General features: G+C 57.2%; 14 protein-coding genes. 8 read left to right on the top strand and 6 right to left on the bottom strand.

Going from position 1 to position 14,666, the window contains the following annotated elements:
- Window position 1 precedes the first annotated feature (1 nt).
- The 5 genes from ACZRMH_RS07195 (at window position 2) to ACZRMH_RS07175 (ending at window position 4,607) form a co-directional block, all read left to right on the top strand.
- Entirely contained in the window at window positions 2–229 is a 228-nt protein-coding gene (locus ACZRMH_RS07195; protein ID WP_464012822.1) for a recombinase-like helix-turn-helix domain-containing protein, read from the top strand.
- A gap of 21 nt (window positions 230–250) precedes the next feature.
- Window positions 251–1,285: a Rieske 2Fe-2S domain-containing protein gene (locus tag ACZRMH_RS07190; protein ID WP_464012821.1), complete on the top strand. Its 1,035-nt coding sequence runs from the start codon at window positions 251–253 to the stop codon at window positions 1,283–1,285.
- The gene (locus ACZRMH_RS07185) at window positions 1,282–2,235 is read left to right on the top strand and encodes a PDR/VanB family oxidoreductase (RefSeq protein ID WP_464012820.1); all 954 of its coding nucleotides are present in this window, start codon (window positions 1,282–1,284) and stop codon (window positions 2,233–2,235) included. Before ACZRMH_RS07190 ends, ACZRMH_RS07185 begins: the two co-directional genes overlap by 4 nt.
- A gap of 475 nt (window positions 2,236–2,710) precedes the next feature.
- Entirely contained in the window at window positions 2,711–3,928 is a 1,218-nt protein-coding gene (locus ACZRMH_RS07180; RefSeq protein WP_464012819.1) for a hypothetical protein, read from the top strand.
- A gap of 178 nt (window positions 3,929–4,106) precedes the next feature.
- The gene (locus ACZRMH_RS07175; RefSeq protein ID WP_464012818.1) at window positions 4,107–4,607 is read left to right on the top strand and encodes a C40 family peptidase; all 501 of its coding nucleotides are present in this window, start codon (window positions 4,107–4,109) and stop codon (window positions 4,605–4,607) included.
- A 109-nt stretch (window positions 4,608–4,716) separates the two neighbouring features.
- Here ACZRMH_RS07175 and ACZRMH_RS07170 read toward each other — a convergent pair whose 3' ends face one another.
- Together ACZRMH_RS07170 and ACZRMH_RS07165 are read right to left on the bottom strand one after the other, a co-directional pair.
- Window positions 4,717–6,036 (bottom strand): LLM class flavin-dependent oxidoreductase, encoded by a 1,320-nt coding sequence (locus ACZRMH_RS07170; protein ID WP_464012817.1) that lies wholly within the window; start codon window positions 6,034–6,036, stop codon window positions 4,717–4,719.
- Window positions 6,037–6,053: 17 nt separating this feature from the next.
- Complete coding sequence (locus tag ACZRMH_RS07165; protein WP_464012816.1) at window positions 6,054–6,977, bottom strand: ABC transporter substrate-binding protein; 924 nt, start codon at window positions 6,975–6,977, stop codon at window positions 6,054–6,056.
- A gap of 313 nt (window positions 6,978–7,290) precedes the next feature.
- Here ACZRMH_RS07165 and ACZRMH_RS07160 point away from each other — a divergent pair, with 313 nt between their 5' ends.
- Complete coding sequence (locus tag ACZRMH_RS07160; RefSeq protein ID WP_464012815.1) at window positions 7,291–8,529, top strand: acyl-CoA dehydrogenase family protein; 1,239 nt, start codon at window positions 7,291–7,293, stop codon at window positions 8,527–8,529.
- A 19-nt stretch (window positions 8,530–8,548) separates the two neighbouring features.
- On the opposite strand, the gene ACZRMH_RS07155 is transcribed toward ACZRMH_RS07160, so the two are convergent.
- Window positions 8,549–8,998, bottom strand: coding sequence for a hypothetical protein (locus ACZRMH_RS07155; protein WP_464012814.1), 450 nt, complete (start codon window positions 8,996–8,998; stop codon window positions 8,549–8,551).
- Between the two features lie 357 nt (window positions 8,999–9,355).
- Between ACZRMH_RS07155 and ACZRMH_RS07150 the strand changes: the two genes are divergently transcribed.
- A complete protein-coding gene (locus tag ACZRMH_RS07150; RefSeq protein WP_464012813.1) occupies window positions 9,356–10,375 on the top strand; it encodes an alpha/beta hydrolase in 1,020 nt (339 codons plus the stop codon).
- 92 nt (window positions 10,376–10,467) lie between these two features.
- Here ACZRMH_RS07150 and ACZRMH_RS07145 read toward each other — a convergent pair whose 3' ends face one another.
- Window positions 10,468–11,151 carry a Fe2+-dependent dioxygenase gene (locus ACZRMH_RS07145; protein WP_464012812.1) on the bottom strand — a complete coding sequence of 228 codons (684 nt, stop codon included), beginning with the start codon at window positions 11,149–11,151 and terminating at the stop codon, window positions 10,468–10,470.
- A 65-nt stretch (window positions 11,152–11,216) separates the two neighbouring features.
- On the bottom strand, window positions 11,217–13,442 hold the full coding sequence (locus ACZRMH_RS07140; RefSeq protein ID WP_464012811.1) for a TonB-dependent receptor: 2,226 nt from the start codon (window positions 13,440–13,442) through the stop codon (window positions 11,217–11,219).
- Window positions 13,443–13,646: 204 nt separating this feature from the next.
- Between ACZRMH_RS07140 and ACZRMH_RS07135 the strand changes: the two genes are divergently transcribed.
- Window positions 13,647–14,168, top strand: coding sequence for a hypothetical protein (locus tag ACZRMH_RS07135; RefSeq protein WP_464012810.1), 522 nt, complete (start codon window positions 13,647–13,649; stop codon window positions 14,166–14,168).
- Window positions 14,169–14,174: 6 nt separating this feature from the next.
- Here ACZRMH_RS07135 and ACZRMH_RS07130 read toward each other — a convergent pair whose 3' ends face one another.
- Complete coding sequence (locus ACZRMH_RS07130) at window positions 14,175–14,360, bottom strand: hypothetical protein (RefSeq protein WP_464012809.1); 186 nt, start codon at window positions 14,358–14,360, stop codon at window positions 14,175–14,177.
- Window positions 14,361–14,666: the final 306 nt, after the last annotated feature.

Here is a 14,666-nt window from a genome sequence, read left to right as displayed (position 1 = left end):
CATGAGTACTGCACAACCCTATATCGAGCCGCATCAAGCTCGTAAACGCCCCAACACGCCGTTCGAAGAGCTGCTTGGCGACTCCATCGAACGCGCCTTCGGCAATGGTGTTACCGAGCTGCCCGACCTGCTCGCCCACCTCAACCGGGCGGGCCCGCCCTGCCCCCTGACCACGGGCGAGTGGACACCTGACGCTTATCAAAACCTGATGGCCCGGCTGGGCGAATAAGTCGCTGAAGGTAGAAGAAAAATGAGCATGAACATAACCGTCGACCCTGTTGAAAATCTCCTGGCCAATGGCTTGAAAAACCTCTGGTTCCCGGTATTGCCCAGCGACCAGTTGGGTGAAAAACCCGTCTCAATCCGCCGCCTGGGCTACAAGATCGCCCTGTGGCGCGACAACGATGGCAGCGTCCACGCCCTGGAAGACCACTGCCCCCATCGCGGCGCGCCGTTGTCCCAGGGGCCGGTGCTGGGTGACCGCCTGCAGTGCCCGTATCACGGCGTCGAAGTGCGCAGCGACGGTACCGTGACCAAGGTGCCGGGCAGCCCCGGTTGCAAGCTCGAAGGCAGCCGCCCGACACGCATGTTCCATACCCGCGAGGCCGCTGGCGCGATCTTCCTCTACAACGCCGCCGAACCCCATGTCGACACCCCGCCGGAACTGGTGCTGCCAGAGCAACTGACCTCGCCCGAGTGGAGCAGCTTTGTGTGCTACGCCGAGTGGCAAGGCGATTACCGCTACGTGATCGACAACGTCATGGACCCGATGCACGGCACCTATCTGCACAAGATGTCGCACTCCATGAGCGAAGGCGAAGCCACGGCCAAGTTCGTCACCCGAGATACCGACAAGGGTTTCTTCTTCGAGAAGGAAGGTCAGCGCGGAGTCAACTTCGACTGGACCGAATTTATGGACGACAGCTGCCACTGGCTGCGCCTGGAAATCCCGTACCCGAAAACCGGCGGCCCGGGCGGCAACTTCACCATTATCGGCAGCTACACCCCCAGCAGCCGTTCGCTGTCGGCGGTGTTCCACTGGCGTTGCCGGCCGCTGACCGGCTGGCAGCGCGACACCTGGCGCTTCCTCTACAAAAACCGCCTGGAAGCACGCCACTGGGCCGTGCTGGAACAGGACCGGGTGCTGCTCGAATTTATGGAGCCGAACGCCAACCAGCGCGAAAACCTCTACCAGCATGACTTGGGTGTAGTGCGCCTGCGCCGTTACCTGAAAAACGCGGCCAAGGCTCAACTGGAGCTGATCGACGCGAAGCAATTGCCATGAACGCCGCCATCACTGCCCGTGTGCATACCCTGCGCTACGAGGCCGAAGGTATTATCAGTGTCGAGCTGCGCCCTTACGGTGACACCGTATTCGCGCCATTCGACGCTGGTTCCCATATTGACCTGCACCTGCCCAATGGTTTAGTGCGCAGCTACTCGTTGCTCAATTCTCCGAGCGACCAGGGCCGTTATGTGATCGGCATCCTGCGCGATCGCAACAGCCGTGGCGGCTCGGAATATATGCACGGGCAATTGCGCGTCGGCATGCAGCTGTCGATCTCGTCGCCGCGCAATAACTTTGCCCTCGATACCAGCGCCAAACACAGCGTGCTGGTGGCAGGCGGGATCGGCATTACACCGATCTACTGCATGTTTCGCCAACTGCTGGCGCTGGGTAAATCTGCCGAGCTGATCTACTGCGCCCGCTCGCGCCAGGAAGCGGCGCTGGTGGAAGAACTCGCCGGGCTGGGCGCCAAGGTGGTGTACCACTTCAACGATGAAAAAGGCGTGCCGCCGAACCTGGCGGCCTACCTGGCAGACCAGCCCGCTGACACGCACTTCTACTGCTGTGGCCCTACTCCGATGCTCGATGCGTTCGAGAGCACCTGCGAAAGCCTCGGCTACCCCCATGCCCATATCGAGCGCTTCGCAGCGGCCGAACTACCGCCGTCCACCGACGCGCAAAGCCGTTACAGCGTAGAGCTGAAAAAAACCGGCAAGACACTCTCCGTCGAACCGGGTTTAAGTTTGCTCGATGTGTTGCTCGAAGCGGGCTGTGATATCGAATACAGCTGTCGCGAAGGGGTCTGTGGTTCGTGCGAAACACGGGTGGTGGAAGGTGATATCGACCATCGCGACGGCGTGCTGACCAAAGCCGAGCGTGCGGCCAACAAATCGATGATGGTCTGTGTATCGGGCTGCAAGAGCCAGCGATTGGTGCTGGATTTGTAAGAGCGATATAAAACTAACTGTGGGAGCGGGCTTGCTCGCGATTGCAGCACCCCGGTGATTCAGACACACCCAGTTGCCTGCATCGCGAGCACCCTGCCCCCACCATTAGGAGTGCCAAGATAAAGCTATTAAAAAGCCGACTTCAACGTCGGTTTTTTTGTGCGCGTGACATATATACGCACAGAAAATGTGCAGTTTTGTTACTCCCTCCCCGCACTGTTTCACAGGCAATACGCAACCAGGCGTTTTATATATAAACTATTGTTTTATATGTATTTTTTACAATTTAAAGCATCATAAAAACACTTGGCACAGTTCCTGCTCTATCTCTATCAGGTTTACAGAGTAGACGCTGTACCACCTATAAAACACTACACAGACTTATTAAAAGCCACTTCGCCAACTGCCCCATTCAAGGCAAGCGGGAAAGTGTTGCCTGTCACTTTTAAAAACGCGACCTTACGGGGAGTCAACTATGAACAAGTCCGTTATATGCCTGGGGCTGATGCTGAGCAGTGGCATCAGTTTTGCCGCCGAACCTGCCCCGACCGCTACCGTGGTCAAAAAGCCGTTTCCGCATATCGCCTGGCGCAGTGATGACGGCCAGAGCAGCCTGGATATAGGCGGCGCCCTGCGTACCAACTTTCGCGACGAACACTGGGACACCAGCGAAAACAGCAACCGCTTTCTCTTCGACACCTTCCGCCTCGATGTGCAAGCGACCTACAAGAACATGTTTAGCGATGTCGGCTACTGGTTCCAGGATGACGGCAAGCGCGCCGTCGACCGTGGTTATATCGGCTATCACCTGAACGAAAAATCCAACCTGCAACTGGGTGCCACCTTCAAGCCTTTCGGCCTGGAGCCCTACCCGCAATTTGGCTGGAGCTATCACCTGCCGTTCTTTATGGGTTACGGCTCAAGCACGGGTTCAGGTTTGAAATACAGCTACAAGAATCCGGAGTGGAATGTGCAACTGGCGTTTTTCCCGCGCATGTTGCCGACCGATATCCGCTTTGCTCCTGAAGTCGGGCGCTATGCCGACTTGAAAGACAATGCAATCGCGGCCATCCAGTCGCGTCAGGACAACGAGAAGCGCAACCAGCTCAACGCCCGAGTCGCACGGACCTTCAACAATGATGGCTGGAAAGCAGAGGTTGGCGCATCGGCCGCCACCGCCCAACTGTACAACGCCACTACCAAAGATGACGGCGACTACTGGGCGGGCGGCATTCACGCCATTATCAATGCCGGGCAATGGACAGTGACCGGGCAAGGCATCCGCTATGAGTTCGACCCGAAAAACCCGGCCGGGGTCAGCAAGGATTCAGTGCTGATGGGCGGCAACGGCCTGACGCCTGCGTATCTGATTGCTTCCAAGGCAAGTCTTGCAGCGCTGAACGTAAGCTATGACATCCTCACGCCAAACCTGGGCCCGCTGAAAAAGGTCAAGCTGTACAACGACTACAGTCGCCTGATGAAAGACAAAAGTGGCTGGGACGACTCGCAGATGTACACCGTCGGCGCGCAGTTCTTTGCCCTGCCAGTCATGGCCTGGATCGACCTGACCTGGGCGAAAAACGCCAACCCCTACGGCGGTGCCGAAAACGGCAGCGGCTTTACCAACACCAGCTCAATCGGCAGTAACCAGTGGTACTACCGCACCAACGTCAATATTGGCTACTACTTCTAAAACACCAGGCCCGCCCTCTTCTGCAGGAGAGGGATGACCCTGAAATGTATTTTTAAATACAGCTACTACCTTTCGTCGCCTTCAGATTAATACCGTAATTCATGTAGGAAGCGCCCCACATACTCGCTTTAACCGCACTTTTAGACTTCACGCACCCCCATCAAACGGAAGGTTGCTTGTGTCTAAATTCATCTCTTTGTTCTTACTTTTCACTCTTGCCGGTTCCACCCTTGTTTCAGCCAACGAGGTTCACAAACCTTACCCTTGGACCATTCAAACGGCTCATCAAACCTCTGCACCTGGCCATGTCAAAAAAGTCATCAACCGCGCCCACACCTTACTGGGCATCCCTTACCTGTGGGGCGGCATGTCCCTGGAAAAAGGCTTCGATTGCAGCGGTATGCTGGTGTTCCTGTTCAAGCACGAAGCCGGTATCCACGTGCCAAGAACCACTGCTGCAATGCTCAACGCGAAACTGCAAAAAGTTGCCAAGCATGAACTGCAACCTGGCGATGCGGTGTTCTTCCGCACCCAGGGTGGCACCCGCAGCAATCACGTCGGCCTGTATATCGGCGATAACCGTTTTATCCATGCACCGCGCACGGGCAAAAACATTCGTATCGACTCGATGAACAATTCGTACTGGAAAAGAAACTACACCACCGCCCGCCGCTTCTAAGCCTGGGCACAAGGACATAACCGCTCACAGAAGCGGACGGATTGATGGATCTAAGGCGTCATGAGGTATCAGCGAGGGGTTTAGGGGTAAGCCCCTCGCTTTATAGTTATTAACTGAACTGCTGCAAACCCAGATGCCCACGCAATGTCGGGTGTTCATAGGCCGTACGCAAATAGCCGCGACGTTGCAGGATCGGCACCACCGATTCGGTGAACTCGGTAAAGGTGCCCGGCAGATACGCTGGTGAAACCACATAACCGTCGCACGCGCCCAATTCCAGCCAGTCGATCAGTTGCTGCGCCACACTCTCTGCAGTGCCCGCCAGTTGCGGCACGCGGATGCTGGCGGCCATGATCGCGCCATATTCACCCAAGGTTATATCGCGCTCCAGGCGCAGCTTTTGCGCGATCACGTCCGGCGTCGCCGAGTGCCGGGCAATATCGAGCAGGCGGGTCTCCAGCGGGAACTGGGTGAAGTCGAAGTTCGACTGGGTCGACAGGGTAATAACCCCCAGCTCCGGGTTGGCCAGGGCATTGTGCTCATCGCGCTTTTTGATCGCCTCGGCTTCGCTGCCGCCAATAAAGGGCATGACCGCGGTGAGGATTTTGCAGTCGTCCGGGTTGCGGCCAATGGCACGCATTTGCTGGTGGATGTCCTGGCGGAATTCGAGCATGCGCTCCACCCGGCTGTTGATGCTGAAAATAACCTCTGCCCAGCGCGCCCCAAACTGCCGGCCACGGCCCGAAGCACCGGCCTGGATCAACACCGGCTGACCTTGCGGTACGCGCGGGATATTGAGCGGCCCGTCACAGTCAAAGTAAGTACCGCGATGCTTGAATGCATCGATCTTGCCCGGGTCTGCAAGGATCCCGCGGACCTTGTCCAGCACCAGCGCATCGGGCTGCCAGCTGTTCCACAGTTTGAGCACCAGCTCGACAAACTCGTCGGCCCGGGCGTAACGCTGGGCATGGGCCAGGTGTTGGGCATGACCGAACAGACGCGCCTCACTGTCGTTCATCGAGGTGACAATATTCCAGGCGCTGCGGCCTTTGGAAATATGGTCAAGGGAAGCAATCGCCCGTGCCACATGGGGCGGCTGGTAATAGGTGGTGGAGCGTGTCAGCCCCAGGCCGATATGCTGGGTGTGCCCGGCCAGCAGGCTGAGGATCGGCAGCGGGTCGAGGCGTGCCGCGTCCTGCGCACCCAGCTCAAAGGAGCGCGCACGGGATTGCCCGGCCTGATCGCCAACTGCCAACCGATCGGCAAAAAACAGCAGATCGAAGCAGCCATTCTCAAGGGTCTTGGCAATTTCGATGTAGTAGTCGGGGTCGAGAAAGTGGCTATGGGTTTGCGGGTGCCGCCACACCGCGTGACTATGTACCACGGGGCCCGAAAGCATGAAGCCCGCCAATGCCATTTGCTTGGCCATAAGGATTTCCTTGTTGATCAGAGTGCGCGGTCAAACATGGGAGTGACGTCATACGGCTTTTTCAGCAGCTTGGCGTCGTAGAGGAAATCCGAGGTGGCCTGGGCTTCGCTGACGATGGTCGGCGAGATCGGCAAGACCGTGATCGCATCGCGCTTGAACCAGGCCTTGGCGATTTCCGGGGAAGACTGGTTGGCTTTGGACCAGGCAACCGCATATTCGTCGACATGACTTTGGCTCCACACCCGGGCACGGGTCAGACGCGCAACAAAGTCTTTGATGATCTCGCCCTTTTGCGCCAGTACAGGTTCATAGGCGACCACATAAGTCGGCGCGCTCATCAGACCCTTGGCGTTGCGGATCAGGGTGCTGCCCTCTTTCTCCTGCAGGGAAACGTAGGGTTCCCAGGTGCCAAACGCATCGATATCGCCCTGGCTCAGGGCCATGCTCGCTTCAGCGGGCAGCAGGAATTTGTAGTTCACGCTGTCGCGCGGTACACCGGCTTCATCCAGAGCCTTGAACATCATCTGCTGGCTCCATGAGCCATTCCAGATGGCGACGGTTTTGCCCTTGAGGTCGGCCACAGAATGAATTCCCGGGCGGGCAACAATGCCTACACCGTTCAGGCTGGTCTGGGTACTGGCCACCACTTTAACCGGGGCACCGTTGGCCGCCAGGCTGATCACCGGGGTGTCGCCTACCACACCTATATCCAGCGCACCGCTGGCAACCGCTGAAGCCACCGGAGAGCCGGTATTGAAGCGCTTGAAGTCGATGGTATAGGGCAGGTCTTTAAGCTCACCCGAGAGTTCCAGAACAATGCGATTGGAAAAGAACTGATCACCCACTACCAGGGTCGGCGGCGCAGCGGCGAAGGTCGGTGCGCCATGCAGCGCCAGAGAGGCTACACCCAGCAGGGCTAGCAATTTTCGACGAGTTGTCATTGAGGATTCCTACAGAGTTAACAGCTAACTCAACCATCTGTAGGCATGCAGTCTGGCATTGAGAAAAGAGGCTTTGGGGGTCGCCAAGCGTGGCGTTTTTAGAAGCTAGCGCAATAAAGACATAAGCAGTTAATACTTTTAAGTCATATCCATAGAACCCTGTCCGGGTATTTGGTTAGCTGTTTTTGGTATTAAGAAATTTCCTCATCTGGTATTAGGGTGGCGTCACCAGACCACTGGGCCTACTCGCATTTACTCCACTCATTACAGCGCCAGCGCGCCTTTGAGCGCAGGCCCGGCAAGGTCAGATTGCATGCCTACTGCAGAATTGAATATTTGGGGCACCGCCCCGACCGCCCGTTACGAACAACTGGCCGCACCCTTTCGCCCGCTGTTTGCGCATATCAGCGCGCAAGCCGCAGAGGCTGACGCATCGCGCAGTAGCCTGGCCAGCGTAATCCAGCAATTAAATGCACTGGGCTTGCCGCGCTGGCGCTTGCCAACACGTTATGGCGGGCACGACGCCACCCTGGTCGAGTTGCTGACCCTGCTGACCGAGTTGTCCGCCGCCGACTCCAATATCACCCAGGCCCTGCGCGGGCATTTCGGTTTTTGCGAAGAAGTGCTGGTCTCCAAGGACCGCGACTGGCAGGCAAAATGGCTGGACAAGCTCAGCCAGGGCGTACTGCTCTCACCGGGCAGTACCGAGGTGGGCAGCCAGACCCGGGGTGAGTTCGGTACTCGCATCTATCGGGCGGAAGACGGCTCGCTGCGTATCAGCGGTAAAAAGTATTACACCACTGGCGCCCTTTACAGCGACCTGATCAACACCATCGGCACCGGTGAAGACGGCACCCTGTACACAGTCGCCGTCGACCTTAAAGCCCCGGGCGTTGAGATCATTGATGACTGGAACGGCTTTGGCCAGCGCCTGACTGCCAGCGGCACCTGCATCTTTGACCATGTGCGGGTAGATGATGAACCGCGCCCCACGGATCAGCGGTTTGCCTATGGGCAATCGTTTTTTCAGATCTATCACCTGAGCACCCTGGCCGGCATCGCCCGCCGCGCCGCCTTGAGTGGCGCGCAAGAACTGGCCAGTCGCTCCCGGACCTTCTCCACCGGCAATGCCGACAGCGCCGCGCACGACGTACAACTGCTACAAGTGATCGGTGAAGTGGCCAGCCAGGCCTACGCCGCCCAGGCGATTACCCGGCTGGCCGCGCAGCGTCTGGAGAGCACTGCACAGCACACCATCGCCAGCGAACACCCGCTTACCCACGAAGACCCGCAAGTGGCCCAGGCCGAGCTGGAAGTGTGCCTGGCGGTCAACCCCGTGGTAGACGCCACCCTGGCAGCCACCACGGCGCTGTTCGATGCTTTGGGCGCCAGCGCCACGGCAACCAACAAGGCACTGGACCGGCTGTGGCGCAACGCCCGCACCCTGGCCAACCACAACCCCAGAGTGTACAAGTCGCGCATCGTCGGCAACTACCTGGTCAACGGCCTGGTGCCGCCTTCGCAGTGGCGGGTGGGAGTGGCCAAGGGCTGATTATTGCGGGGCAGCGGCTTCATGCATTAGCTATTTTTGCCAACGCCGCTTTCAGGTTACTGCCGCCCTTGACGGCAATAACCTGCCCTGCGCTCGACAGCTGAAAGTCCTTGGGCGTCGAGTACACGCCGGTGACGGTGACACCCGCTGTGCAACCGTTGCTGAAAGTCACCAGGACCTCGGAGGAACTGGCGCTCACGCTTTGCGTGTGGAAGGTTTGCCTGATCTTTGCCGCCAGGTCAGAAAGCAGATCCGCAACATCCCTGTCCATTTCAGCCAGGAACTTGGCCTGCTGGTGCTCGCGATGCTGCCTGGCCTGCGGAGTTTCACCACTGGCGCCACAGGCACAGTTGAAACTCGCATACATGCCACTGGTGTGGTCACAGTACATCTTGTCGCACCAGCAGTTCATGACTGTGCCATACGCGCTGGCTTCATTACCGCAATTGGGGCATGTGATAGTGCTCATCCTTTCCCTCTCTATGTGTGCAGTTTGGCTTTACTGTCATTGAGTGCTTGCCAGGATCAATCCTGAACAACTTTCAAGCTCTCATTGAATAAGCTTCCTGCAAAACAAATACGCAACACACACTAAAATAAAAGACCATTCCTTCTTATGTATAAGAAATATCTTACGAGTCTTCCGAACACTCAAGCCAAATACCTCCCATAAAAAAATAGATGTTCGAAAGATCATACCCAGGCACAAATCCTCTAACAGTCTTCAAGTTGACGCTGACAACCAAACCTTGCATTACTTCGCAACTGCTCGCAGCCATTTAGACCTGTTCGCAACTATTGAACTTACTGTCAAGAAGATAAAAACATGAACCTATTTATTAAAACCCTTGTTGGCTCACTCCTCGCTGTATCAATAAGCAACGCGCTCGCAGCAACTGAAACCGGTATCGAACACCACACCCAGGCCTTCCTCAATGCATTGAACTCCAGTGGCGGCACGCCTATCGAGAAGCTCTCGCCCAAGGATGCGCGCGCAGTATTGGTCGGTGCCCAGGCCGGGGCCAACGTGAGCCTGCCCAAGGTCGATATCAGCCAAAAGACCATTTCGGTCGATGGCCAGGACATCAACCTGACCATCGTGCGCCCGGCAGGCGTCAAAGGCATCCTGCCGGTCTTCATGTACTTCCACGGCGGCGGCTGGGTGCTGGGCGACTACCCGACCCACGAGCGCCTGATACGCGACCTGGTAGAGGGCTCCGGGGCGGTGGCGGTGTATGTCGACTACACCCCCTCCCCTGAAGCGAAGTACCCGACCGCGATCAACCAGGCCTACGCCGCTACCCAATGGGTGGCCGAGCACGGCAGCGAAATCAATGTCGACGGCAAGCGCCTGGCCGTCGCAGGCAATAGCGTAGGTGGCAACATGGCGGCGGTGGTCAGCCTGATGGCCAAAGACAAAGGCACACCGGAGATCAAGTATCAGGTGCTGCTATGGCCAGTGACCGATGCCAACTTTGATACCGGATCCTACAAGCAGTTTGCCGAAGGCTACTTCCTCACCCGCAACATGATGAAGTGGTTCTGGGACAACTACACCACCGACCCCAAGCAACGTGCCGAGATCTACGCTTCGCCGCTGCGTGCATCAGTGGATCAGCTAAAGGGCCTGCCGCCTGCACTGGTACAGACTGCCAGCGCCGACGTACTGCGTGACGAAGGCGAAGCCTACGCACGCAAGCTGGATCAGGCAGGTGTGGCGGTGACTGCGGTTCGCTATAACGGCATGATTCACGACTTCGGGCTTTTGAACGTAGTCGGCCAGGTGCCAGCAGTGCGCTCTGCCATGCTGCAAGCCTCGCAAGAACTCAAGCAGCATTTGAAGTAACGCTGATCACTTAACTGGGGGAGCGAGCAGTCTCGCTCCCCCAGTTGCAGTTATGGGCCAATACAGCTGGCTGACTGGAGTGTCAGAGCAAACTAAACATCCGCCCAACGCCGCAACAGGTTGTGATACACCCCGGTCAGTTGCACGCTGCTGGCATGCCCTGCACCCAACTCTCGATGCAGGCGCTGGATGCTCGAATCCAGATCAAACAGCAGGCTACGCTGGCCATCGTCACGGACCATGCTCTGCAACCAGAAGAAAGCACAGACTCGTACGCCACGGGTGACCGCCGTTACCCGGTGCAGGCTGGTCGAAGGGTAAAGCACCAGATCCCCGGCAGGCAGCTTGACGCTGTGGGCACCGTACGTATCTTCGATCAATAACTCGCCACCGTCATACTCGTCCGGTTGCGTAAAAAACAGAGTCGCCGACAGATCAGTACGAAACCGTTCGCCGGTGTGTGTCACTTCGCGCACCGCGTTATCCACATGCAGGCCAAATGACTGGCCTTCCTGATAACAGTTGAACAGGGGCGGGAAGACTTTTTTCGGCAGTGCCGCTGACATAAACAGCGGATTGCGGCCCAGAGCCTGAAGAATCAGTTCGCCCATCTGCCGCCCTTGCGGGGAATCATGGGGCAATTGCAGATTGTTCTTGGCCAGGGCTGACTGGAACCCCGCAGTGGCTTTGCCGTCCCCCCATCGGGCCTGCTGCAGCAGCTTGCGACATTCAGTCAGCTGCTCGGGGCTCAGCACACCGGGTATCTGTAGCATCATGAGCAAATACTCGCTGTAGACCGAAACCCCGCATACGCGGGGCTTCAGGTTATGGTCGGGCCTGATCAGAACGAGTAGGTAGCCGAAACAATGGCGGAACGTGCATCCCCATACTCAACGGCCGAAGAGCGTGCGCTATCGCCGTTACGCTGACGGACCCGCTCGACATACTCCTTGTTGAACAGATTATTAACATTCAGTTGCAGCTCCAGATCATCATTGACCTGATAGCCGACCATCGCGTTGTGCAACCAGTAAGCATCCAGCTTGGCAGTGGTACTGGAAGTCACATTGCGCTTGCTGACATAGCGTGCGCCATAGCCAACAGACCAGCCAGCCGGCAGCTCATAGGTCGTCCACAGGTTGAACGAGTGCGGTGGCGTGTTGCCAAGGGCCTGACCTTTGCGCTCATTGCCTGCCGGCGTATCCGCAGCATCAAGGGTTTTACTGTCGAGGTAGGTGTAATTGGCGAACACATCCCATTGTTCGGTGATGTGGCCGGTCATGCCCAGTTCCAGGCCTTGCACTCGTTGTTTACCGGCTAATTGGGTGGAACCGTCGGACATGGTTTCCCGGGCGTTGCTTTTCTCGACCCGGAACAGCGCGGCATCCAGCTCCAGACGTTTGTCCAGCAACTCCCATTTAGTGCCCAGCTCCCAGCTCTGGTTCTTTTCTGGCGCCAGGGCAGCAGTCGAAAGGGTCAAGCCACTACCATTGGACGCGAGGTTTTCAGCCGAGGGGTTGAAAGAGTTGCCCCAGGCAACATAGAAGCGACCGTTTTCGGTCGGCTTGAACACCAAACCGGCGCGGGCACTCAGCTCCTCGTCGATGGACGACAGGCTGGAGGTTTTCATATGGGTATTTGAGTAAGCGTTGGCCCGCCCTTGCACCTTTTCGTAACGCAGCCCCAGGTTGAGATCCCATTGCTTGTGCAGCGCGATAGCGTCGAACAGATACAAGGCTTGGTCGGTCAGTTGGGTATCGCGGTAATCCCTGATGCTTTTATCGACCGGGCCGCTCCAGTAGCCGGGCGGATTGCCCAGTGGGTAACCGTCTGTGGGGTACAAAGCATTACCCAGACCGTGGCTGTAGGTTTTCAAATCCAGAGTCTCGCGAGAAATTTCAACCCCAGCCACCAGTTCGTGGTGCATCCCCGCTACCTGGAAATTGCTGATCAGGTTGGTCTGGTTAATCCACATTTCGGTGGTTGCATCACGCCCATAAGCTTGTGGCCCGGCCGGCCGGTAGTTGCCCGTGGGCACACCCGCGGTGTTGACGTGCGAGGCTGAAACAATGGTGTCACGACCCGTACGGCTGTAACGCGTAAGGTTTTGCAGGCCAAGGTTGTCATTGAAGTCATGCTCGAAGTTGGCAGTGAAACTGCTCAGCTCGACCCTCTCCTTGTCGAGGTTCTTCCAGCCGAAGTAAGCGTCGCGGTCCACCCCGGGCAAGCGCTTGCCGTCGAGCGCTGGTACGCCATAATCCGGCAGGTTGTCATCGACCTGGTGAAACGCACTGAGGGTCAAGCGGGTGGCATCGTTAAAACCCAGGCGCAACGACGGCGCAATCCCCCAGCGTTCCCGGTCGATCTGGTCGCGACCGGGGACATCGTTCTGATGCCCCATAAGGTTCAAGCGCACGGCACTGTTGTCGCCAACAGCTGCAAGCGGCTGGTTCGTGTCCAGTGTCAGGCGGTAATAGTCATCGGTGCCAATGCTGCCGCCAAGGCGGGTAAAAGCCTGATCCTTAGGCTGCTTGCTGATGATATTGATAGTGCCACCCGTTGTACCGGCACCGCCAAACACCGAGTTCGGGCCCTTGATCACCTCCACTTGCTCGATATTGAAGGTGTCGGTGCGGCTGGTTTGCGCACTGTCGCGCAGGCCGTCGATCTGGATATTGGTATTGGCTGAAAAACCGCGGATGTTGATGCTGTCTCCCGAGCCGCCACCGCCTTCTCCGGCATTGAAGGTGATACCCGACACGTTGGATAGCACCTGACGCAGGCTCAGGGCCTGTTGCTCCTGAATCAGTTTGGGCGGCACCACCGTGATGGTCTGCGGCGTATCCAATAGCGGGGTTACATACTTGGGCGAAGCCGAATGTTCAACTCTGGAGTTCTTGGGACTTTGACCTTCGACCTTGATACGGTCCAACTGCAAGGGTTGCTGGCTCTCGGCAGCAGCAACAAAACCGCAAGTCGAGGCGATGGCAAGACTGATGGCAACGGCCAGAAGATGACGCTGAGGTTTAACCGAGGGGATGATGGATTTCACAGGACTGACTCCCATAGCTAATATGAGAATTAATCCTATTTGAGAATCAGTGCCAGAAACAGTAATTACATTAAAGCTTACAAGATTGGCGATTTGCCATTAATTAGCGAGATCCCTTCCAAACCATAACCAATGAAAAAATTGTTAATTGTTCCCACTCCGTCTCCCGCAGAACATGGTCGTTAAATACGACAACTCTGCACAAGGGAAACCGGCTTTATGCGTCAAAAAAAACACTCGTCACGGCATATCGCACTCTTCACACTGAGCGTGCGCACCGCCGCAGTTATGGCAATCACCCTGGCAACCCTGAACGGCGCGCAGGCTGCCACAACCGGCGCTAATACTATCAAGGCATACAAACTGTGCACCGGCGCGGACAACGCCTCCCATGTACTGGAAGGCACCATCGACCAGACCCTGCGCAACGATGTAACTGCCATCCACTTCAAGCAAAGCCCGGCCCATGCTTCATACAGCTGGCATAACGACCCGGAGCCCCAGTATGTGATGACACTGTCCGGCACCCTGGCATTTGCTACCCGCAACGGCGAGAAATTTACCCTGCATCCGGGCGAAGTACTGGTCGCCGAAGACAATACCGGCTCGGGACATCGCTGGAACATGGTCGACGACCAGCCGTGGCGCCGTGGGTATGTAGTCTTGAAACCCGGCGCGCCGGATTCGTTTGTCCCGGATGATCCCGTAGCTGCGAAAGTGTGCATAGCGCCGAAAATTTAAAAAACCTTAATCCGCGACTGCAGCCATGACCTGCTCAATCAACCCCTGAGCAGGTCCATCGCCGCGTACACGCAACCAGGGCAAGGGCAGTTGCTTGAGCCAACGCTCATGTCGGGTCCGGCTGCGGCCATTGCAGGTGCCGTCCTCATAGCTTTCAGCCCAGGAAAGAAACGCCATATGCTTGGCATGCATGTCGCCGCCGGGAAGAATCCGCTCGCCAAACAGCCGTGATTCACGGGTCTTGAGCCGCTCCAGCCTGAGAGCTGCAGGGGTATCAACAAAAACGACCAGATCTGCACACGAAGTATGTTGTCCTGCGTATTCCCCACCCCATCGGATCAATATAGGCCACCACCTCAGCTCCAGCCGAGTGCTGATAATGCTTCGACAGTAAAACGGCTGCTAGCCTGACAGGCAATGAGAAACGCAATCGAGTCGCCAACCGCTGTACAGACAATCCCACTATTACGAAATCTCAAATGAGCAACTCGGAGGTGG

It is taken from the genome of Pseudomonas sp. B414 (assembly GCF_055408445.1).
This window is presented reverse-complemented; position numbering and strand designations above follow the sequence as displayed.